The organism is Aquabacterium humicola, assembly GCF_030167915.1.
Taxonomy (GTDB): domain Bacteria; phylum Pseudomonadota; class Gammaproteobacteria; order Burkholderiales; family Burkholderiaceae_C; genus Pseudaquabacterium; species Pseudaquabacterium humicola.
In genome coordinates, this window is the sequence record NZ_JARGNB010000018.1 from 1 (window position 1) to 20,105 (window position 20,105).

14 protein-coding genes are annotated in these 20,105 nt (G+C 69.8%); 10 read left to right on the forward strand and 4 right to left on the reverse strand.

Annotated features, from left to right (window positions below):
* Positions 1-36: 36 nt before the first annotated feature.
* Together P1K89_RS32440 and P1K89_RS32445 are read right to left on the reverse strand one after the other, a co-directional pair.
* A complete protein-coding gene (locus P1K89_RS32440) occupies positions 37-354 on the reverse strand; it encodes a DUF8220 family protein (RefSeq protein ID WP_284620681.1) in 318 nt (105 codons plus the stop codon).
* A gap of 657 nt (positions 355-1,011) precedes the next feature.
* Positions 1,012-1,371 (reverse strand): hypothetical protein, encoded by a 360-nt coding sequence (locus tag P1K89_RS32445; RefSeq protein WP_284620682.1) that lies wholly within the window; start codon positions 1,369-1,371, stop codon positions 1,012-1,014.
* Positions 1,372-2,201: 830 nt separating this feature from the next.
* On the opposite strand from P1K89_RS32445, the gene P1K89_RS32450 reads away from it, so the two are divergent.
* The 3 genes from P1K89_RS32450 to ypfH are packed head-to-tail and all read left to right on the forward strand — an operon-like array spanning position 2,202 to position 7,644.
* On the forward strand, positions 2,202-3,410 hold the full coding sequence (locus tag P1K89_RS32450; RefSeq protein WP_439898067.1) for an integron integrase: 1,209 nt from the start codon (positions 2,202-2,204) through the stop codon (positions 3,408-3,410).
* Positions 3,347-6,853: an error-prone DNA polymerase gene (locus tag P1K89_RS32455; protein WP_284620683.1), complete on the forward strand. Its 3,507-nt coding sequence runs from the start codon at positions 3,347-3,349 to the stop codon at positions 6,851-6,853. Before P1K89_RS32450 ends, P1K89_RS32455 begins: the two co-directional genes overlap by 64 nt.
* A 53-nt stretch (positions 6,854-6,906) precedes the next feature.
* Positions 6,907-7,644: an esterase gene (ypfH, locus tag P1K89_RS32460; protein ID WP_284620684.1), complete on the forward strand. Its 738-nt coding sequence runs from the start codon at positions 6,907-6,909 to the stop codon at positions 7,642-7,644.
* 24 nt (positions 7,645-7,668) lie between these two features.
* Here the strand turns inward: ypfH and P1K89_RS32465 are convergent, their stop codons facing one another.
* Positions 7,669-8,433, reverse strand: coding sequence for a substrate-binding periplasmic protein (locus tag P1K89_RS32465; protein ID WP_284620685.1), 765 nt, complete (start codon positions 8,431-8,433; stop codon positions 7,669-7,671).
* 87 nt (positions 8,434-8,520) lie between these two features.
* On the opposite strand from P1K89_RS32465, the gene yaaA reads away from it, so the two are divergent.
* Positions 8,521-9,318, forward strand: coding sequence for a peroxide stress protein YaaA (yaaA, locus tag P1K89_RS32470; RefSeq protein ID WP_284620686.1), 798 nt, complete (start codon positions 8,521-8,523; stop codon positions 9,316-9,318).
* Positions 9,319-9,415: 97 nt separating this feature from the next.
* The gene (locus P1K89_RS32475) at positions 9,416-10,270 is read left to right on the forward strand and encodes a 2OG-Fe(II) oxygenase (protein WP_284620687.1); all 855 of its coding nucleotides are present in this window, start codon (positions 9,416-9,418) and stop codon (positions 10,268-10,270) included.
* A gap of 68 nt (positions 10,271-10,338) precedes the next feature.
* Here P1K89_RS32475 and P1K89_RS32480 read toward each other — a convergent pair whose 3' ends face one another.
* A complete protein-coding gene (locus P1K89_RS32480) occupies positions 10,339-11,856 on the reverse strand; it encodes a DEAD/DEAH box helicase (RefSeq protein WP_284620688.1) in 1,518 nt (505 codons plus the stop codon).
* A gap of 221 nt (positions 11,857-12,077) precedes the next feature.
* Here P1K89_RS32480 and P1K89_RS32485 point away from each other — a divergent pair, with 221 nt between their 5' ends.
* From P1K89_RS32485 to P1K89_RS32505, 5 genes are all read left to right on the forward strand, one after another.
* Entirely contained in the window at positions 12,078-14,495 is a 2,418-nt protein-coding gene (locus tag P1K89_RS32485) for a putative bifunctional diguanylate cyclase/phosphodiesterase (protein WP_284620689.1), read from the forward strand.
* Positions 14,496-14,597: 102 nt separating this feature from the next.
* Positions 14,598-16,262: an energy-dependent translational throttle protein EttA gene (ettA, locus tag P1K89_RS32490; protein ID WP_284620690.1), complete on the forward strand. Its 1,665-nt coding sequence runs from the start codon at positions 14,598-14,600 to the stop codon at positions 16,260-16,262.
* Positions 16,263-16,489: 227 nt separating this feature from the next.
* Positions 16,490-18,265 carry a DUF1800 domain-containing protein gene (locus P1K89_RS32495; RefSeq protein WP_284620691.1) on the forward strand — a complete coding sequence of 592 codons (1,776 nt, stop codon included), beginning with the start codon at positions 16,490-16,492 and terminating at the stop codon, positions 18,263-18,265.
* Positions 18,265-19,680 carry a DUF1501 domain-containing protein gene (locus tag P1K89_RS32500; protein ID WP_284620692.1) on the forward strand — a complete coding sequence of 472 codons (1,416 nt, stop codon included), beginning with the start codon at positions 18,265-18,267 and terminating at the stop codon, positions 19,678-19,680. Before P1K89_RS32495 ends, P1K89_RS32500 begins: the two co-directional genes overlap by 1 nt.
* Positions 19,681-19,887: 207 nt before the next feature.
* A partial coding sequence (locus tag P1K89_RS32505; RefSeq protein ID WP_284620693.1) for a hypothetical protein occupies positions 19,888-20,105 on the forward strand: 218 nt, incomplete at its 3' end.

Here is a 20,105-nt window from a genome sequence, read left to right on the forward strand (position 1 = left end):
AGACGCCTGCTGGTACGGGTCGCGTTGACCGAAGGGTTAGGCCTCAGTTCGGAGCAGCCCACCGCTGGGATTGCGAGCTTCTTCGTCTCTGCGCGTGGGGTAGTAGACCTTCTTGGTCTCCAGGTCGTAGAACAGCAAGCCGTGGATTCCGTGGGCTTGGACCTTCGGTATCCGTCGTGACCAGATTGCATTGAACGCTTGGTCCAGCAGTTCTTTGGTGCCTCTGGCGTAGACCTCGTCAATGAACGCCACATCTTCTCCGACCGGAAAGATGGTACTGAACTCGTCTTCCGTTGCCTGGAAGATGTCGTAGACGCAGTTGACTGCGCCGTCGATGACTTGGATGTTCTTCACGAGAGGTCGCGCATCAATCGAAGCGCGGGAGGGGATTTTGGAGTTCCAGGGCGAATGCAGTTTCGCAAAGGTGCGTCCTGAGGCCTAACGTTTGAGGTAACGCGCCCGTGCCGGCGGGCGGCTTGGGGCGCGAGACCGATGATAGTGCTGGGCGGCCTCGCGCCCCAAGGCGGCCGCTGGTACGGGTCGCGTTGACCGAAGGGTTAGGCGGCATTTTGAGCGCAGGCCCGCGTGACCGCGGGGACTTGGACGCTGACGCCACCGATGTGGCCGCAGACCCTGCGGATGCCAGGGCGGCTGTTGCCCCGAAGGACCGGATTGCGGGCCGTGCGTTGAGAAAGATCGGCGCGCTCCTGCGCGTTTGACGAACTGACTGCGCGGCGCAGCACGCTGGCGCGAAGCGCCTTTGTGGGACTGACTTGGAAACCTCCGCCAGGGGGCACAGCCTGTGCGGGTGACTCTTGTCCTTCGTAGTCCTGCGAGCCTCGCAGAAGCTGACTTGGTCTTCAGGCTCGGTGCTCGCAGAACCGACCGGCTGCTCGCGCGAGGACTTGGACTGCCGCCTAACGTGCTTTCGATGTCAAGGTGAAGTAGCTACCCGCAGCCGCATGTTGCCACATGGGAGTCAAGGAGGATAGATATGGAATCGATGTGTAGCTACTTGTCGGCAATTCGATCAACCAGGCGCAAGATGCCCGCGACGCGACGCGGGATCCTCCACAGTTTCGCTTTGTGGTCCCACACGCCGCCGGCGGCGCGGATCACGGTCTGCAACGACCGCTCATTCAGGCCAACTCTTACTCCGACGACCTTGTCATTCCGCGGGCGGATGGCGACTTTGTCGACCAGTAGCTCAACGGTTGTGTACCGAAAGTCGCCCTTTGCGTCGACGCGGTGCCGGACGCAGATCAAGGCCTCCCCGAACTGCTGCGTCAGCTTCAACGCACCGCGACTGCTGCGCGACAGCTTCTTGGTGATGCGAAGTTCCGCCGCTTCGGCGCCTGGTGTGTTCTTCATGGAGGCGGGGCCTGAGCTTACTTGTGAGGGGCCTGACGTCTGAGGTCATGCGGGCCTGGCGGCGGGTGGCTTGGTGCGCCAGGCTGATGGTAGGCCGGACAGCCCCCAGGGCGCCTGATGATGCGGGACGCGTTGTCTGAAGGGGCAGTTCATTTGGCCTCAGCTTCATTGGTCGGGGCCGCTCATGCGACCTCCGAAACGGTGAAGACGAGTTGCTTCCAGCCCGCACCCACGGCGCTGCGACCCGCCCGAAGTTCTCAGGTCATTCCCATGTCTTCGCCCATGACGGCTTGGACCAGAGCGCTGCCGATGCCTTTGCCTCGTGGCTTGGGGGCGAGCAGGCGGCGAAATTGCTGCGCGGGAAGGAGAGCACGCCGAACGACTACGCCCGATCGTCGCTACTCATCGGGTGCTCACCACTGATGACGTCAGTGGCATCTTGACGGTCGTCGTCCTGTGTTGAGGAGCCGTCGCTCCGACGGCTACCAGTCGGCGGCGCTTCATGGACGATCAACTCGACGGTCGTGTACCGACGCAGCCCCGACTCGTTTCGCCGATAACGCACGCACAACAACGCCGGTCCGTAGCGTCGGCTGAGCTTGATCGTGCCTGGCTGGGGTGGCCACAAGGTCTTGACGACGCACATGCCGTGTGAGTGACGGCGGCGTCGGCGTCGGCGTCGGGGCTTGGCGATGGCATCTGTCTGCCGATGCTCCACGAGCGGCGTCTTCACGTTCTTCTCCCTCCCTCTCGCATGGCGTGCTTGCCGGCCATGCGATCTCTTGATACTGTATATATGTACAGTTATCTCGCGAGAAAGGCAAGCCGCCATGTCGACCTTCGATGGCCTCGGATCCGGTTCGGCCTCTCCCCGGCTGCTCGACGCCCTGCGCCAGCAGGCGCGCCTGCTTCACTACAGCCTGCGCACCGAAGACGCCTACGTGCATTGGGTGCGGGCCTTCATCCGTTTCCACGGCTTGCGCCATCCGTCCGAACTCTCGGCACCCGAGGTCGAGGCTTTCCTCGGCTGGCTCGCTGCCGAGCGACAGGTCGCGCCGTCCACGCATCACCAGGCCTTGTCCGCGCTGCTCTTCCTCTACCAGAAGGTCCTGCGGCTGGAGTTGCCCTGGCTGGCGGACATCGGCCGGCCGAAGTACCGGCGGCGCCTGCCGGTGGTGCTGGCCGCGGATGAAGTCAATCGCTTGTTGTTGTCGATGGACCAGCAGCCTGCGCCATACGGGCTGCTCGCGCGATTGCTCTACGGCACCGGCCTGCGTCTGATGGAGGCCTTGCGCCTGCGCGTCAAGGACATCGAGTTCGAGCGCCGAGCGCTGATCGTGCGAGAAGGCAAGGGCGCGAAGGACCGGGTGGTGATGCTGCCGGCATCGCTGGAGGACGCTCTGCGCGATCAACTGTCGTCGGCCCACCGCCTCTGGGCCACGGATCGCTCGGCGGGCCTGGCCGGCGTGCAATTGCCGCATGCGCTGGCCCGCAAGTACCCCCGCGCGGCCGAGTCCTGGGCCTGGTGCTGGGTCTTTCCACAGGCCCAGCCCTCGATTGATCCACGAACCGACCTCACGGGTCGCGCTCGCTTCAGCGTTGCCACCGCTGACGAGGGTGGTGGCCCCGGCCTGTTGCGCCGCCATCATCTGCTCGACCAGACCTTCCAGCGCGCCTTCCGGCGCGGCCTGGCCGCGGCTGGTCTGTCGCACCGGACGGCCACGCCGCATACGCTGCGCCATTCGTTCGCGACACACCTGCTGCAGGCCGGCTACGACATCCGCACCGTGCAGGAACTGCTCGGCCATGCCGACGTCAGCACGACGATGATCTACACCCATGTGCTGAACCTCGGCGGCGGCGCCGTGCGCAGCCCGCTCGACCAGTTGTCTCCGGCTGTCGCCCTCTCCGCTGCGGCGGCCGCGCCGGCTTCCTCGCCTCATTCCTTTCATCGCGTCGTCCGCGAGCCCATCCCGTGCTATCGCCCGAGCTCCCCCGTTATGCCGAACTGCACTGCCGCAGCTGCTTCAGCTTCCTGAGCGGAGCCTCCTTCCCAGAGGAGTTGATCGAAGCCGCGTCGAATCGGAATTATTCGGCCCTGGCGATCACCGACGAGTGTTCATTCGCCGGGGTCGTCCGCGCACATGTCGAATTTCTGCAGCGGCAGGAACAGGGAAAGCGGTTGCAGCCGGAGATCCCGTCAGATTCGCCGACAGCGCCCGAACGGGACGATGACGCCGGCGGCAGCTGCAAGCTGATCATCGGCGCCGAGATGCGGATCACCGCATCGTCCGCTGCAGCCACCGGCGAATCGAAGCCCCTACAGCAGGAGGATGCCCGCCCGCAGCCGACGTTCGACCTGGCCGCCGACATGACCGACCCCGACGACGACGCTGACGACGACCGCCCTCTCGACCTACCGCCCTCCGCCCCCGCCACCGCCGGCATGCGCCTCGTGCTGCTGGTGCAATCCCATCGCGGCTACGTCAACCTGTCGCGCTGGATCAGCATCGCGCGGCTGCGTGCGCCGAAAGGGCAGTACCAGGCCTTTGCCGGCGACCTCGAGGGCCGCATCCCGTCGGCGCCTTTCCTCGCGGGACTGCCCGGCTGCCTGGCGCTGCTGGTGCTCGACGGGTCGATCGACTTCGCGACGCAATACGCGCAGGCCAGCTGGCTGCGCAACTGGTTCGGCGGCGAGCGTGCATTCCTTGCCGTGTCGCAGCTTCATCGCGCCAGCGACCGGCGCCTCGTTCGGATGGCGCGGCGCCTGTCGGCGGCCACCGGCCTGTCCGTGGTCGCCACCGGCGACGTGACGATGCATTCGCGTTCCCGCAAGCCGCTGCTCGACGTGATGACCGCGACCCGGCTGAAGACCACCGTCGCCGACGCCGGCGAAGCGCTGGCGCCGAATGCCGAGAGTTATCTGCGCTCGCGCCAGCGGCTCGCGGCGCTGTATCCGGCCGAATGGATGGAGGCTGCCGCGGCGCTCGCCGACCGCTGCGACTTCTCGCTCGCCGAGCTGCAGTACCAGTACCCGCGCGAGATCGTGCCCGACGGCCATACGCCCGAGAGCTGGCTGCGCGCGCTGACCGAAGAAGGCCTGCGCGAGCGCTTTCCCGATGGCCCTTCGGCCGAGGTGCGCGAGACGATCGAAAAGGAGCTCGCGCTGATCAAGTCCCTGCAGTACGAAGCATATTTCCTGACCATCGCCGACATCGTGAAATGGGCGCGTGAGCAGGACATCCTCTGCCAGGGCCGCGGCAGCGCGGCCAATTCCCTGGTGTGTTATTGCCTGCGCATCACCGAGGTCGATCCGCGCCGCGCGACCTTGCTGTTCGAGCGCTTCGTCAGTGCCGAGCGCAAGGAGCCGCCGGACATCGATGTCGACTTCGAGCACCAGCGCCGCGAGGAGGTGATCCAGTACATCTATCGCAAGTACGGCCGCCACCGCGCCGCCTTGACCGCGGTGGTCATCAGCTACCGGCCGCGCTCGGCGCTGCGCGACGTCGGCCGCGCGCTCGGCTTCGACCTCGACCGCATCGCCGCGGTGTCCAAGGGGCAGCACTGGTTCGACGGCCGCCACATCGCGCCCGAGCGGCTGCGCGAGAACGGCATCGATCCCGATTCGGCGCTGTGCCGGCACTGGATGGCGCTCACCCGCGAGCTGATCGGCTTTCCGCGCCACCTCAGCCAGCATCCCGGCGGCTTCCTGATCGCGCGCGACGAGATCGCGCAGGTGGTGCCGATCGAGAACGCGACGATGGACCACCGCACGGTGATCCAGTGGGACAAGGACGACCTCGACAGCCTGCGCCTGCTGAAGGTGGACATCCTCGCGCTCGGCATGTTGAGCGCCATCCGCCGCGCACTGGCCTTCGTCGGGCAGAAGACCGGCATCCCGCACGGCATGGACACCCTGGCCGGGAATGCCGATGACCCGCTGGTCTACGAGATGCTCTGCCGCGGCGACAGCGTCGGCGTCTTCCAGGTCGAGAGCCGCGCGCAGATGAGCATGCTGCCGCGGCTGAAGCCAGTGAGCTACTACGACCTGGTGATCGAGGTCGCGATCGTGCGTCCCGGGCCGATCCAGGGCGGCATGGTGCATCCCTACCTGCGCCGTCGCAATGGCGAGGAGCCCGTCGACATCCCGCGGCCCGAACTGAAGCCGGCGCTGCAACGCACGCTCGGCGTGCCGATCTTCCAGGAGCAGGTGATGCAGATCGCGATGATCGCCGCCGAGTTCACGGCCGGCGAAGCCGATCAGCTGCGCCGCGCGATGGCCGCCTGGAAACGAAAGGGCGGACTCGGGCCGTTCTACGAGCGCCTGGTCGAGCGCATGACCGCCCGCGGTTATCCGCTCGAATTCGCCGAGCGCATCTTCAAGCAGATCGAAGGCTTCGGCGAATACGGCTTCCCGGAAAGCCATGCGGCCAGCTTCGCGTTGCTGGTCTACGTCAGCTCGTGGCTGAAGTGCCACCACCCGGATGCCTTCCTCGCTGCGCTGCTGAACAGCCAGCCGATGGGCTTCTACCAGCCGGCGCAGCTGGTGCGCGATGCGCGCGAGCACGGTGTCGAGGTGCGCCCGGTCGACGTGCTGTGCAGCGAGTGGGACAGCACGCTCGAGACGGCGTACCCGCCTTTCGAGCCTTTCCCGTCTTTCGCGCCGGCCGTCGGCACCAGGGCCGCCGCGCTGTCACCGCCGCCCTCCCAGCCGCTGCTTCCGGTGCGCCTGGGCTTCAGCCGCCTGACCGGCTTTCGCGAGCAGGATGCACAACGCATCGTCGCCGCCCGCGCCGACGGCCCGTTCGCCGACGTGGAGGACCTGGCGCGCCGCGCCGCGCTCGACGAACACGCGCTGCGGCTGCTCGCGCAGGGCGATGCGCTCGGCGGCCTGATCGCATCGACCACGTCGGCGGCCGAGCCGGCTGCCCAGGGCGTGACCGCCGCCAACGCCGGCCACCGCCACCAGGCCGCGTGGGCGGTGCGCGGCATCGATACCCGCGCCCCCTTGCTGCTGCAGTCCACCCGCACGCAGGAAGCGTTCGCCGAGCTCGCCGCGCCATCGCTTGGCGAGGAGGTCGCAGCCGACTACCAGGCGACCAAGCTGTCGCTGAAGTCGCACCCGGTGGCGCTGCTGCGCGAGCGGCTCGCGGCCTTCAAGGTGCAGCCCGCGGCGGTGCTGAAGCACTATCGCCATGGCCAGCTCGCGCGTGCGTCCGGCCTGGTCACGCACCGCCAGCGGCCGGAGACCGCCAAGGGCGTGATCTTCGTGACGCTGGAGGACGACACCGGCGCCGTCAACGTGATCGTCTGGCCGAAGGTGGCCGAGACGCAGCGACAGGCGCTGCTGGCGTCGCGCCTGCTGACGGTGTACGGCGTCTGGCAGCGCGAGGGCGAGGTCCGGCACCTGATCGCGCAGCGGCTCGTCGACCACTCGGCGATGCTGAACGGCCTGGACGTGCACAGCCGCGATTTCCATTGATGCCGAGGCGGCCAAGCGGCGACCCGGCAGGTCCCGGCGCGCACAATCGGCCGATGTCCATGAGTGCGTCCAACCCCGGCGATCACGATGGTGGCGGCACCGCGCCGGAATCAACCCCGGCCGTGCTGCGCTGGCTGCCCGAAACCGGCCGCGCCGAGCAGCTGATGATCCTCCTGCACGGCAGCGGCTCGCCGGCCTCGGCGATGACGCCGCTGGCCGAGGTGCTGCGGCGCGCCTTTCCGCAGGCGGCGCTGCTGGCGCCGGAAGGCTTCGTGCCCGACGGCGACAGCGATGGCGACGGCGCCGCCGACCGCGACCCGACGTCGATGATCGCGCCGTTGCTGCCGCGCCTGCAGCGCTGGGTGCACGATGCCCAGCGTGACAGCGGCGTCGGCCCGGCGGCCACCGCGCTGGTGGGCTTCTCGGTGGGCGCGATGCTGGCGCTGGAGCTGGTGCAGATCGAGGACGGCATCGCCGGCCGCGTGCTGGCCTTCGGTGGGCGCTACGCGCGCCTGCCCGACGCGGCGCCGCGCTTCACCACGCTGCACCTGTTCCACGGCGCCGACGATAGCGTCATCCCCGCAGCGCATGCCCGCGCGGCGATCGAACGCCTGGGCGCGCTGCACGGCGACGCGACGATCGACATCGCCGGCGGCACCGGCCACCAGCTGGCGCCGGTGCTGATCGACTGCGCGCTGCACCGGCTGCGCAGCCACATTCCGCACCGCACCTGGGCGGCCGCGCTCGGCGCCGCGCCGCCGGGCTTGCACGATCAAGAGCGCGAACACTGACGCGGCCGGACCCGCTGCGCTTCGTCAGCGCGGCACGGCCGCCTTCGCCAGTCCCGCGCGGCACTCGATGCCGCCGACCAGCTTCTGGTACTGGCCCGAGCTGCGCAGCTGGGCCAGCCCGCGGTTGAAGCGCTGCATGCGCGCCGCGCTGTCGGGCCGCAGTTTCGGCAGCATCAGGTGCGAGGTGAAGGTTTCGGTGATCAGCCTCGGATGCGCGGCGATGCGCGGCCAGTCCTCGGGCTTGAAGTGCTGCTCCAGCAGGTGGCAGGCGACGTTGCGGTCCAGCGGCGCGATGTCGACGCGGCCGGCGATCAGCATGCGCAGCAGCGCCATGTCGTCGGGTACCCAGTCCACCTTCAGCGCGCCGCTGGCGGCCAGCGCATGGAACTCGGGCGTGTAGGTGTAGTTGCGGATCGCCCCGATGCGCCACGCGCCCAGCGCATCCAGCTTCTGCCAGTCCAGCGCGAGCTCGGCGCGGTGCAGCAGCACCCACTGCTCGGTCAGCACGTTGTCCGACAGCAGGAAGTCGCGCTCGCGGTCCGGCCGCCGGCCCCAGGCGGCGGTGCCGTCGAAGCGGCCGCTGCGCGCTTCCTCCTGCGCCCGGTTCCACGGCAGGAAGACGTACTCCACCTCGATGCCCTCGCGCTCGAAGGCCGCCCGCACGACGGCCAGCGCGATGCCGTGGTCGGCGCGGCTGGCGGTCGAATACGGCGGCAGCTCGCCGGTGGCGATGCGCAGCTTTTCCGCTTGTGCAGGCGCGATGCCGATCAGGGCGGCGACAGCCAGCATCGCCGCCAGGCGCATGAAAGACGATGAAGGCCAACGACGACTGGGCATGGCCGCCGATGATAGGCACGCTGCGTAAACTCCAGCGCCATGCTTTTCCTGATCTCGCCGGCGAAGACGCTGGACTACGACACGCCGGTCGACAAGAAGATCGCCGCCGCCGCCACCGAGCCGCTGTTTACCGAGCGCGCGGCCACGCTGATCAAGCGCCTGAAGCCGCTGAAGACCGCCGACGTCGCGGCGCTGATGGACCTGTCCGACGAGCTCGCCGCGCTGAACGTCGCGCGTTATGCGGTGTGGTCAGCGACCGCAGACGAGCACAACAGCCGTCCGGCCGCCTGGGCCTTCGACGGCGATGTCTACGACGGCCTGCAGGCGAAGACGCTGCGGCCCTCGGACTGGGCCTGGGCGCAGGACCACCTGGTCATCCTGTCGGGCCTCTATGGCGTGCTGCGGCCGCTGGATCGCCTCCAACCCTACCGGCTGGAGATGGGCACGCGCCTGGCCACCACGCGCGGCAACGACCTGTATGCCTACTGGGGCACGAGCATCGCCGAGCACCTGAACGAGCGCTTCGACGCGGCCGGCGGCAGCGCGGCCCGCGCGCCGGTGGTCGTGAACCTCGCTTCACAGGAATACTTCCGCGCGGTCGACCGCGACGCACTGCGTGCCCGCGTGATCGAGTGCGTGTTCGAGGACTGGAAGGACGGCCGCTACAAGGTGATCAGCTTCTTCGCCAAACGCGCCCGCGGCACGATGGCGCGCTGGTGCATCCGCGAACGGGTCGCCAGCGTCGCGAAGCTGCGCCGCTTCGCCGAGGACGGGTACGCCTTCGAGGCCGACGTGTCGGACGACGAGCGCCTGGTGTTCCGCCGCCGGCTGGCCTGATCCGACGAACGTTTTGCTGCGCGAGAATCCGGAGATCATGAGCCCGCCCGGCCGCCCGAAGGGCGAATACCGGCGGGCGTAGCCCGAAGGTTTCCCCGTGAGCACGACGCAGGCCATCACCCCCGAATTGCGGCAATGGATCATCGAGCAGGCCAAGGCCGGCTGCCAGCCGGAAGCGGTGCTGCAGTCGATGCGCTCGAGCGGCTGGGATGAAGCCGTCGCGATCGAGGCGCTGGAGCAGACGCTGAGCCAGTTCCTCGCCGAGCGGGCCCAGCAGGCCGCGCTGCCGCCGCCGGTCAAGGTGCCCGACGTCGACCTGCAGGGCTCGCCGAGCCGCGTGTGGGCCGGCGACCGCGAGGTCGAGATCCTGATCTCGATGCAGAACCCGCGGGTCGTGCTGCTCGGCGGCCTGCTGTCACACGAGGAGTGCGACGAGCTGATCGCCGCCGCTGGCCCGCGCATGTCGCGCTCGGAGACGGTGGTCAACGCCACCGGCGGTTCCGAGGTGCATTCGTCGCGCACCAGCCGCGGCATGTTCTTCGGCCGCGGCGAGATCCCGGTGTGCCAGCGTGTCGAGCAGCGCATCGCGACGCTGCTGAACTGGCCGGTGGTCAACGGCGAGGGGCTGCAGGTGCTGCACTACGCGCCCGGCGCCGAGTACAAGCCGCACTACGACTACTTCGACCCCGCGCAGCCTGGCATGGGCACCGTGCTCAAGCGCGGCGGCCAGCGTGTGGGCACGCTGGTGATGTACCTGAACACCCCGGCCAGGGGCGGCGCGACGGTCTTTCCCGATGTCGGCCTGGAGGTCGCGCCGATCCGCGGCAACGGCGTCTTCTTCAGCTACGACCGCGCGCACCCGGTGACCAAGACGCTGCACGGCGGCGCGCCGGTGGTCGAGGGCGAGAAGTGGGTCGCCACCAAGTGGCTGCGCGAGGGCGAGTTCATCTGAGCGCACATCGCCGCTGAAAAGCAGAAGACCGGCCTCGAGCCGGTCTTCGTCATTTCAGCGCCCGCGCTTCACCGTTTGGGCTGCGTCAGCCGCGGCGCCTGCTTGGCCGGCGCATCGCGCCGCCCGCTCGGCTGGCCGTGCGGCGCGGGCTGCGTCGCATGGCCGGCGCCGCCGCGGTCGTGGCGCGGCGCCTGTGCGCGCTGCGGGTTCGCCGGCGCGTGGCCGTCGCGGCGCGGCGGCTCGTTGCGGTGCTGCTGCGGCGGCTTCGGCGCGTGGCTGCCACCGGAGCGTGTGCTCGACCGTCCAGCGTCATGCCGCGGCTCCTGCGGCCGGCCCGAGCCGTGGCGCTGGTGCTGGCCACCGCCGCCGCCCGGCGTGCGGCGCGTGCCGCCGACGCCGATCGTCATGCGGCCCAGCACGATCGGCTCGGCCTTCTCGCCGGCCGGCGGCTCGAAGCCGGGGATGACCTCGCGCGGGATGCTGCGCTTGATCAGCTTCTCGATGTCCTTGAGGAAGATCTCCTCGTCGACGCAGACCAGCGAGATCGCCTCGCCCTGCGCGCCGGCGCGGCCGGTGCGGCCGATGCGGTGCACGTAGTCCTCCGGCACGTTCGGCAGCTCGAAGTTGATCACGTGCGGCAGCTGGTCGATGTCGATGCCGCGCGCGGCGATGTCGGTGGCCACCAGCACCTGCAGGTCGCCCGACTTGAACTCGGCCAGCGCCTTGGTGCGTGCACCCTGGCTCTTGTTGCCGTGGATCGCCATCGCGGTGATGTCTTCCTTGTTCAGGAACTCGGCGAGGCGGTTGGCGCCGTGCTTCATGCGCGTGAAGACCAGCACCTGGTGCCAGTCGCCCTGGCGGATCAGGTGCGCCAGCAGGTCCTTCTTGCGCTCGCGACCGACCGGGTGGAGCTTCTGCGCGATGGTCTCGGCGGTGGCATTGCGTCGCGCCACCTCGATCAGCGCCGGGCTGTTCAGCAGGCGGTCGGCCAGCGCCTTGATCTCGTCGCTGAAGGTGGCCGAGAACAGCAGGCTCTGCTTCTTCTGCGGCAGGACCGCGAGCACCTTCTTGATGTCGTGGATGAAGCCCATGTCCAGCATGCGGTCGGCTTCGTCGAGCACGAAGATCTGCACGTGGGACAGGTCCAGCGTGCCCTGCTGGTGGTGGTCGAGCAGGCGGCCGGGCGTCGCGACGAGGATGTCGACGCCGCGGCGCAGCTTGTCGACCTGCGGCTGCATGCCGACGCCGCCGAACATCACCATCGACGTCAGCGGCAGGTGCTTGCCGTAGGTGCGCACGCTTTCCTCGACCTGCGCTGCGAGCTCGCGCGTGGGCGTGAGGATCAGCGCGCGGATCGCGATGCGGCCCTTGGCGTCGCGCACCGGCTTGGCCGCGGCCAGGCGGTGCAGCAGCGGCAGCGTGAAGCCGGCGGTCTTGCCGGTGCCGGTCTGGGCGCCGGCCATCAGGTCGCCGCCTTGCAGCACCGCGGGAATCGCCTGCTGCTGGATCGGGGTGGGGGTGTCGTAGCCCTGCTCGCGCACGGCGCGCAGGATCGGCTCGGCGAGGCCGAGATCGCTGAAATTCATTCGGATGGTGGGCCCCGGTGCTTTGGACGGGGCGAACTGGATCGGCCTGCTGCCGCCGGCATGGAGTCCGGTACTGCGGCACCAGTCGGTAGGACCGAGGGGTCTTTGAAGGGAGTGTCGGAAACGACCGCGGCAGCGTGACTGGTGGCGCTGCCGCAGAGGGCATTGTACCGGGCGGGCCCATCAAGTTGTCCCCACGGCGGCCGAAGAACCCGCGAACCATGTCCGCTTCTTCGATGTTCGCTGCGCTGGCGCAGGCCTGGCGGCGGGAATTTCATGTCTACACGGCCGGCGACCGCGACTCGGCGGAGCTGCGCGCGCGCCACCTCAGCAGCGTCACCCGGCTGACGCCGCTGATGGTGCTGGCCAACGTGGGCAATGCGGCGATCGTCGTGCTGGCGTTCGATACCGTGCCGCTGCTGCAGCGTCTGGTCTGGCTGGCGATCGTGCTGGCCATGTGCAGCGTGGGCCTGCGCGGCTGGTGGCGGCGCCGCGACCTGGCCGTCGCCAGTGCGTCGCCGCGTGCCATGCGTCACGCGACCATCGGTGGCGTGCTGCTCGGGGCCGTCTGGGGCAGTGTGGCGATCGCCTGGTTTCCCGGCGCGTCGCCGTCGCAGCAGCTGCTGATGACCGCGCTGGTGCTGGGCACGATGTGCGGCGGGGCGTTCGCGCTGTCGCCGCTGCCGTTGGCCGCGCTGGCCCAGCTGGGCATGCTCAGCCTGGCGTCGACGCTGGGCCTGCTGCGCGACGGCAACCCGGGCACACCCTACCTGATCGGCCTGCTGATGCTGTACGTCACGGTGCTGGCGATCAGCGTGCTGGCGACGGCGCGCGTCTTCACCGCACGGCTGCGCTCGGAGCGCGAGGCCGCGCGCCAGGGCCAGCTGGTGAGCCTGCTGCTGCGCGACTTCGAGGAGCACTCGGCCGACGTGCTATGGGAATGCGCGGCCAGCGGGCTGATGACGCATGTGTCGGTGCGGCTGTCGGCGGCGCTCGGCGGCAGCGCGGCCGAGCTGCAGTCGGGCACCCTGCTCGATGCACTGGCGCGGCGCCGCGCGGCCGACGACGCCGAGGAGTCCGACCGGCACCTCGCCGCGCTGCGCACCGCGCTGACGCTGGGCCAGGCCTTCCGCGACCTCGTCGTGCCGGTGCAGACCAAGAGCAACGGGCTGCGCTGGTGGTCGTTCTCGGCCAAGCCGCTGCTCGACGACATCGGCCACCATGCCGGCTGGCGCGGCGTGATCTCCGACGTCACCCAGGCGCGCGAGACGCACCGGCGCCTGGCCTACCTGGCGCACTTCGATTCGCTGACCGGCCTGGCCAATCGCCTGGAGCTGCGCGAACAGCTGGCCCGGGCGATGGAAGCGCCGCTGGCCGACGCCCAGGGCCCGGCGCCGCGCACCGCGCTGATGTGCCTGGACGTCGACCACTTCAAGTCGATCAACGACACGCTCGGCCATGCCGCCGGCGATGCGGTGCTGGCCGAGGTCGGCCGCCGGCTGCAGGCCTGCCTGCGCCAGGGCGACTTCGCGGCGCGCCTGGGCGGCGACGAGTTCGCGCTGGTGATCACCGGGGTGCGCGACGACGCGGAGCTGGCGGGCCTCGCGCACCGGCTGGTGCAGGTGATGGCCCAGCCTTGCGAGGTCGCCGGCCGGCAGGTCGCGCTGGGCACCAGCATCGGCGTGGCGATCGCGCCCGAGCATGGCCGCACGCTCGACGAGCTGATGGGCAATGCCGACCTGGCGCTGTACGCCGCGAAGGAGGCCGGCCGCGGCCGCTTCGAGCTCTTCGTGCCGCGCCTGGGCGACCGCCACCGGCGTCGCGTCGCGATCGAGCAGGCGCTGCGCGGCGCGGTCTCGCGCGGCGAGATGCACCTGCACTGGCAGCCGAGGGTGGATGTCGCGCGCTGGGACATCGTCGGCGCCGAGGTGCTGCTGCGCTGGAACCATCCCGAGCTCGGCCGGGTCGGGCCGGACGAGTTCATTCCCGTGGCGGAGGAAGCCGGCCTGATCGCCGACCTCGGCCTGTGGGTGCTTGCGCGAGCCTGCGCGCATGCGGTGCAGATGCCGTCGCACCTGGTGGTGTCGGTCAACGTGTCGCCGGCGCAGCTGCAGCGCGACGACTTCGCGCGGCAGGCGCTGCGGGCGATCGAGCGTTCCGGCCTGCCGCCGCACCGGCTGGAGCTGGAAGTCACCGAGTCGCTGTTCATCGACGGCGAGACCGCCGCGCAGGCGCTGCTGAACCTGCATGCGCTGCGCGAGCTCGGCGTGCGCATCGCGCTCGACGACTTCGGCACCGGCTACTCGTCGCTGGCCTACCTGCGCCGCTTCCCGTTCGATACGCTGAAGATCGACCGTGCCTTCGTGCGCGAGCTGATGACCCGCCACGACGCGCGCGCGATCGTGCGGACGATCCTCGAGCTGGCGGTGACGCTGGGCATGGACACCATCGCCGAAGGTGTCGAGGAGCCGGCGCAGCTGGACGTGCTGCGCGAAGCCGGCTGCGGCTCGATCCAGGGCTTCATGGTCGCGCGGCCGATGCCGCGCGGCGACTTCCTGCGCCTGATGAAGAACTGGACCACGCCCGGCACGGCGTACATGGGCCTGGACCTCAACATCGAGACCGTCAGCGGACCCTGACCGGCCACCGCGGAACGGCCGGAAGCCCGGCGTCACGGCGTTGCCGGCGAACGCGACGACAATACGCGTTTCGCCTCACGCCTCGAGAACCAGCACACCGCCATGGCCCAGTACGTCTTCACCATGAACCGCGTCGGCAAGATCGTGCCGCCGAAGCGGCAGATCCTGAAGGACATCTCGCTGTCCTTCTTCCCCGGCGCCAAGATCGGCGTGCTCGGCCTCAACGGCTCCGGCAAGTCGACGCTGCTGAAGATCATGGCCGGCCTCGACAAGGACATCGAGGGCGAAGCGCAGGCGATGCCGGACCTGAAGATCGGCTACCTGCCGCAGGAGCCGCAGCTGAACCCCGAGCAGACCGTGCGCCAGGCGGTCGAAGAGGGCATCGGCGGCGCGCTGGCCGCCCAGAAGCGCCTGGAAGAGGTCTATGCCGCCTACGGCGAGCCCGATGCCGATTTCGACAAGCTGGCCGCCGAGCAGGCCGAGCTCGAGGCCATCATCGCCAGCGCTGGCGGCGAGAACACCGACCACGTGATGGAGATCGCCGCCGACGCGCTGCAGCTGCCGCCGTGGGACGCGCTGATCGGCCCTCTGTCCGGCGGCGAAAAGCGCCGCGTCGCGCTGTGCCGCCTGCTGCTGAGCAAGCCCGACATGCTGCTGCTCGACGAACCGACCAACCACCTGGACGCCGAATCGGTCGACTGGCTGGAGCAGTTCCTCAAGCGCTTCCCCGGCACCGTCGTCGCGATCACCCACGATCGCTACTTCCTCGACAACGCCGCCGAGTGGATCCTGGAACTCGACCGTGGCCGCGGCATTCCGTACAAGGGCAACTACTCGACCTGGCTGGACCAGAAGGAACAGCGCCTGGAGCAGGAACAGCGCACCGAAGACGCGCGCACCAAGGCGATGAAGGCCGAGCTGGAGTGGGTGCGCAAGAACGCCAAGGGCCGCCAGGCCAAGAGCAAGGCGCGCCTGGCCCGCTTCGAGGAACTGTCCGACGTCGACTACCAGAAGCGCAACGAGACCAACGAGATCTTCATCCCGGTCGGCGAGCGCCTGGGCAATGAAGTGATCGAGTTCAAGGGCGTCTCGAAGAGCTTCGGCGACCGCCTGCTGATCGACAACCTGAGCTTCAAGGTGCCCGCGGGCGCGATCGTCGGCATCATCGGCCCCAACGGCGCCGGCAAGTCGACCATCTTCCGCATGATCCAGGGCGTCGAACAGCCGGACTCGGGCGAGGTGGCGATCGGCAAGACCGCGCGGCTGGCCTTCGTCGACCAGAGCCGCGCCAGCCTGGCGGCCGACAAGACGGTGTGGGAAGACGTCTCGGGCGGCCTCGACAACATCGTCGTCGGCAAGTTCGTGATGCCCTCGCGCGCCTACATCGGCCGCTTCAACTTCAAGGGCAACGACCAGCAGAAGCTCGTCGGCTCGCTGTCCGGCGGCGAACGCGGCCGCCTGCACCTGGCCAAGACGCTGGCGCAGGGCGGCAACGTGCTGCTGCTCGACGAACCGTCGAACGACCTCGACGTCGAGACGCTGCGCGCGCTCGAAGACGCGCTGCTGGAGTTCGCCGGCTCGGTGATGGTCATCAGCCACGACCGCTGGTTCCTCGACCGCATCGCGACGCACATCCTCGCCTGCGAAGGCGATTCGCAGTGGTTCTTCTTCGACGGCAACTACCAGGAGTACGAGGCCGACAAGAAGAAGCGCCTCGGCGAAGAAGGTGCCAGGCCCCATCGCCTGCGCTTCAAGGCGCTGAAATAAGCCCACCCCCGGAGCGGCCTGGCGGCCGCTTCCCCCTCAAGGGGGCCACCCCAGCGGACCGGCAGAGCCGGATCCGCGGCGTGTGCTTGACAGGTGGCCGCGTAAGCCAGTTGTTAAAGGCGTGACGAGGGTTGGCGACAGTCACGTCGCGTCACCAATCGGCGCGCGGCCGGGGAACCGGCCCCCGACACTGCCCGGCGGCGAAGAAGCCGCGAACGAGGGCGTCGATGAACAAACACAAGGGACGGCGCGTGCCGATGCACGCGTTGATGGCGATGGCGTGCGCCGCCGCGCTGCTCGCCGGCTGCGGTGGCGGTGGCGGATCGGACGACAGTGCCACCAGCGCGGCCGCCGGCGCGGACGATGACCAGCGCCGCACCGCGCTCGCCGTCGCGGCGCCGAAGACCACAGAGCTCGACGCCGTGCGCCTGGCCAACCAGGGCACCTTCGGCGGCACGCAGACGGTGCTGGCCGACATCCGCACCCGGGGCCCGGCCGACTGGGTGCGCGCCCAGATCGCCTCGAACAGTTCGCGCTACACGCTCGGCGGTGGCGACGCGATCCACAAGAACGTCGGCGGCACCTTCTTCTGCGACACCGCCGCGCAGGCCGGCAACCAGAACTGCTGGCGCGACTGGTTCAGCGCGCAGCCGCTGGTCTGGGACTTCTACCGCAATGCCACCGGCAAGCCGGACCAGCTGCGCCAGCGCGTGGCCTTCGCGCTGCAGCAGATCCTCGTCGTCAGCGAGCTCGAGGTCAGCGGCACCTACGGGCTGCGCAACTACCACAACAACTTCCTGATCAACGCCTTCGGCAACTACCGCGATGTGCTGAAGAAGGTCGCGCTGTCGCCGGTGATGGGCGACTACCTCGACCACGTCAACAACGACAAGACCGCGCCGAACGAGAACTTCGCGCGCGAGCTGCTGCAGCTGTTCTCGATCGGCCCCTGCCAGCTGCAGAACAACGGCCAGCTCGCCGGTGGCAGCTGCAGCCCGAGCTACGACAACCAGACGGTGCGCGAGTACGCCTATGCGCTGACCGGCTGGACCTACCCCGCCGGCGGCTCCACCGTCTGGGGCTGCTGGCCGCAGGGCGCGAACTGCACCTACTACGGCGGCGACATGGTCGCCGCGCCGCTGCTGCGCAATACCGCGGCGCGGCAGCTGCTGTCGGGCGTGTCGGTGCCCGCCGGCGCTACCGCGCCGCAGGCGCTCGAGGCGGTGCTCGACAGCCTGGTCAACCACCCGAACATGCCGCCCTTCGTCGGCCAGCGCCTGATCCAGCATCTGGTGACGAGCAACCCGTCGCCGGCCTATGTCGACCGTGTCGCGCAGGCCTTCACCACCGGCCGCTTCGTGGCGTCCGGCATCGCCTTCGGCGCCGGCCGGCGCGGCGATCTCGCGGCCACGGTGGCGGCGGTGCTGCTCGATGCCGAGGCGCGCGACGAAGCCGTCGCGGCGCGCCGCGGCGGCACGCTGCGGCCGCCGGCGCTGCTGTTCACCGGCGTGATCCGCGCGCTCGGCGGCAAGTCCGACGGTGAAGCGCTCGGCTGGTGGTGGGGCGAGGCGCTGCGCCAGCACGTATTCCGCCCGCCCTCGGTGTTCAACTTCTATCCGCCGAACTACCCCGTCGCCGGCACCGCGCTGGTCGGTCCCGAGTTCGGCATCCACAACGCCAACGCGGCATTGGAGCGGCTGAACTACCTGACCTACCTGCTCGACTGGGGCGGCTCGCAGCCGAGCGCCGACGTCCCCGGCGCCACCGGCACCTCGGTGAGCCTCACCAGCTGGACCACGCAGGCCGACAACGCCGCGACGCTGGTCGACGCGATGGCGATGCGCGCGCTCGGCAAGCCGCTGGCCGCCGGCCCGCGCCAGCAGGTGATCAACGCGGTGTCGTGGTGGACCTCGCAGACCGGCGGCTCGACCTGGCGGACGGCGCGTGTGCGCGCCGCGGCCTACCTCGTCTTCGCCTCCCCCGACTACCAGGTGCAACGCTGATGAACCCGACCCCCTATTCCCGCCGCGACTGGCTCAAGTCGGGTGCCGCGCTGCTCGCCGGCTCCACGCTGTTCGGCGCCGGCGTGCGCACCGCGCAGGCCGCCGACTACAAGGCGCTGGTCTGCATCTTCCTGTACGGCGGCAACGACGGCATGAACATGGTCGTGCCGACCGACGCGACGCGCTACAACCAGTACGCGACGGTGCGCCAGGCGCTGGCGATCCCGTCGGGCCAGCTGGTGCCGCTGGGCAGCAGCGGCTTCGGCCTGCATCCGGCGCTGTCGGCGCTGGCCCCGCACTACAGCGCCGGGCGGCTGGCGCCAGTGTTCAACGTCGGCCCGCTGGCCGCGCCGCTGACCAAGGCGCAGTACCGCGCCGAGCCCGAAGGCTCGCCGCTGATCCCCGACAACCTGTTCTCGCACTCCGACCAGCAGATCCTGTGGGAATGCGGCAGCACCGATGCGCAGAGCCGCACCGGCTGGGGCGGCCGCGCCTCGGCGCTGCTGGGCACCACGAACCCGGTGATCTCGGTCGGCGGCAACGGCCACTTCGGCGTCGAGGAGCTGCGCGTGCCGCTGGTGCTGCCCGAGCCGGGCGCCAGCTTCGGCGCCTACGGCCTGCGGCCCGAGGACAGCTGGACGCCGAACAGGCTGCGCAAGCAGGCCATCGACGCGCTGTACGCGCAGCCGCAGTCGGTGGACCTGGCCACGGCCTATGCGAGTCAGCAGCTTAGCGCCTTCGCGACCTCCGAACGCCTGGCCGCGCTGATCAAGTCGGTGCCCGGCGATGCCAACGCCAGCCCGGTGATCGACGCCGCGTTCGCGCCGCTGATCCAGGGCGCCAGCCTGAAGACCGGCATCGCCGAGCAGCTGTACCAGATCGCCAAGCTCGTGCTCGGCCGGGTGACGGTGCAGGGCGACCGGCAGATCTTCTTCGCGACGATGGGCGGCTTCGACACCCACCGCGACCAGATCGACGGCGGCAGTCCGACCGGCGGCGTGCACGCGATCCTGCTGCGCCAGCTCGGCGACGCGCTGGCCGCGTTCCAGACCGCGCTGGTGAACCTGGGCCTCGCGAACCAGGTCACCAGCTTCACGCAGGCCGACTTCGGCCGCACCTTCGCGCCCAACGCCAGCGCGGGCACCGACCATGCCTGGGGCAACCACCAGCTGGTGATCGGCGGCGCGGTGCAGGGTGGCCGCACGCACGGCACCTACCCGACGCTGGCGCTCGGCGGGCCGGACGACGTCGGCGTCGACAGCTGGGAACGCCACGGCCGCTGGATCCCGACCTCGTCGGTCGACCAGTACGCGGCGACCTTGCTGCGCTGGTTCGGCGCCAGCGAGGCGCAGCTCGATGCGGTGCTGCCGAACCTGCCGAACTTCGGCAGTGCGCGTTCGCTGGGATTTCTCTAGCCGCCCCAGCCGCTCCAGCGGCTGTAGCCGCTCCAGGCGGTCAACGCGGTGCGCCGGCGCCGGGGTGCCGGGCCGGCGGACGGCGCGGTACAAGGCCGGGGCAAGGGAACCTGGAGGCCGCTTCGGCGGTCCACCCGCGTATCCGCCTTCGACCGGACGGGTGTCGCTCGGCCTGAAGCCAGCCACCACGCCGTCCCCTGCCGCACCATGACCGGACCCCGTCCCTCGCGTTTTTCGTGCCCGTCGACCGCCACGCCGCTCGCGGTCGCCGCTGCGCTGGTGCTGCTGGCGGCCTGCGCCACCCCGCCGGCCGGAACGCCGACGGCCACCGCCGCGGCGCCGCGGCCGGGCCCGGCGGCTGCGCCGGCACCGGCGGCCCCGGCCGCGTCCACGCCCGGCCCGGCCGCCTCGAGCCCGTTCGCCGC

What these genes read in the sequence shown, in the direction of transcription:
- P1K89_RS32445 (WP_284620682.1), bottom strand. Translation starts at nt 1,371, where the DNA reads ATGAAGAACACACCAGGCGCCGAAGCGGCGGAACTTCGCATCACCAAG.
- P1K89_RS32450 (WP_439898067.1), top strand. Translation starts at nt 2,202, where the DNA reads ATGTCGACCTTCGATGGCCTCGGATCCGGTTCGGCCTCTCCCCGGCTG.
- ypfH (WP_284620684.1), top strand. Translation starts at nt 6,907, where the DNA reads ATGTCCATGAGTGCGTCCAACCCCGGCGATCACGATGGTGGCGGCACC.
- P1K89_RS32465 (WP_284620685.1), bottom strand. Translation starts at nt 8,433, where the DNA reads ATGCTGGCTGTCGCCGCCCTGATCGGCATCGCGCCTGCACAAGCGGAA.
- yaaA (WP_284620686.1), top strand. Translation starts at nt 8,521, where the DNA reads ATGCTTTTCCTGATCTCGCCGGCGAAGACGCTGGACTACGACACGCCG.
- P1K89_RS32480 (WP_284620688.1), bottom strand. Translation starts at nt 11,856, where the DNA reads ATGAATTTCAGCGATCTCGGCCTCGCCGAGCCGATCCTGCGCGCCGTG.
- P1K89_RS32485 (WP_284620689.1), top strand. Translation starts at nt 12,078, where the DNA reads ATGTCCGCTTCTTCGATGTTCGCTGCGCTGGCGCAGGCCTGGCGGCGG.
- ettA (WP_284620690.1), top strand. Translation starts at nt 14,598, where the DNA reads ATGGCCCAGTACGTCTTCACCATGAACCGCGTCGGCAAGATCGTGCCG.
- P1K89_RS32495 (WP_284620691.1), top strand. Translation starts at nt 16,490, where the DNA reads ATGAACAAACACAAGGGACGGCGCGTGCCGATGCACGCGTTGATGGCG.
- P1K89_RS32500 (WP_284620692.1), top strand. Translation starts at nt 18,265, where the DNA reads ATGAACCCGACCCCCTATTCCCGCCGCGACTGGCTCAAGTCGGGTGCC.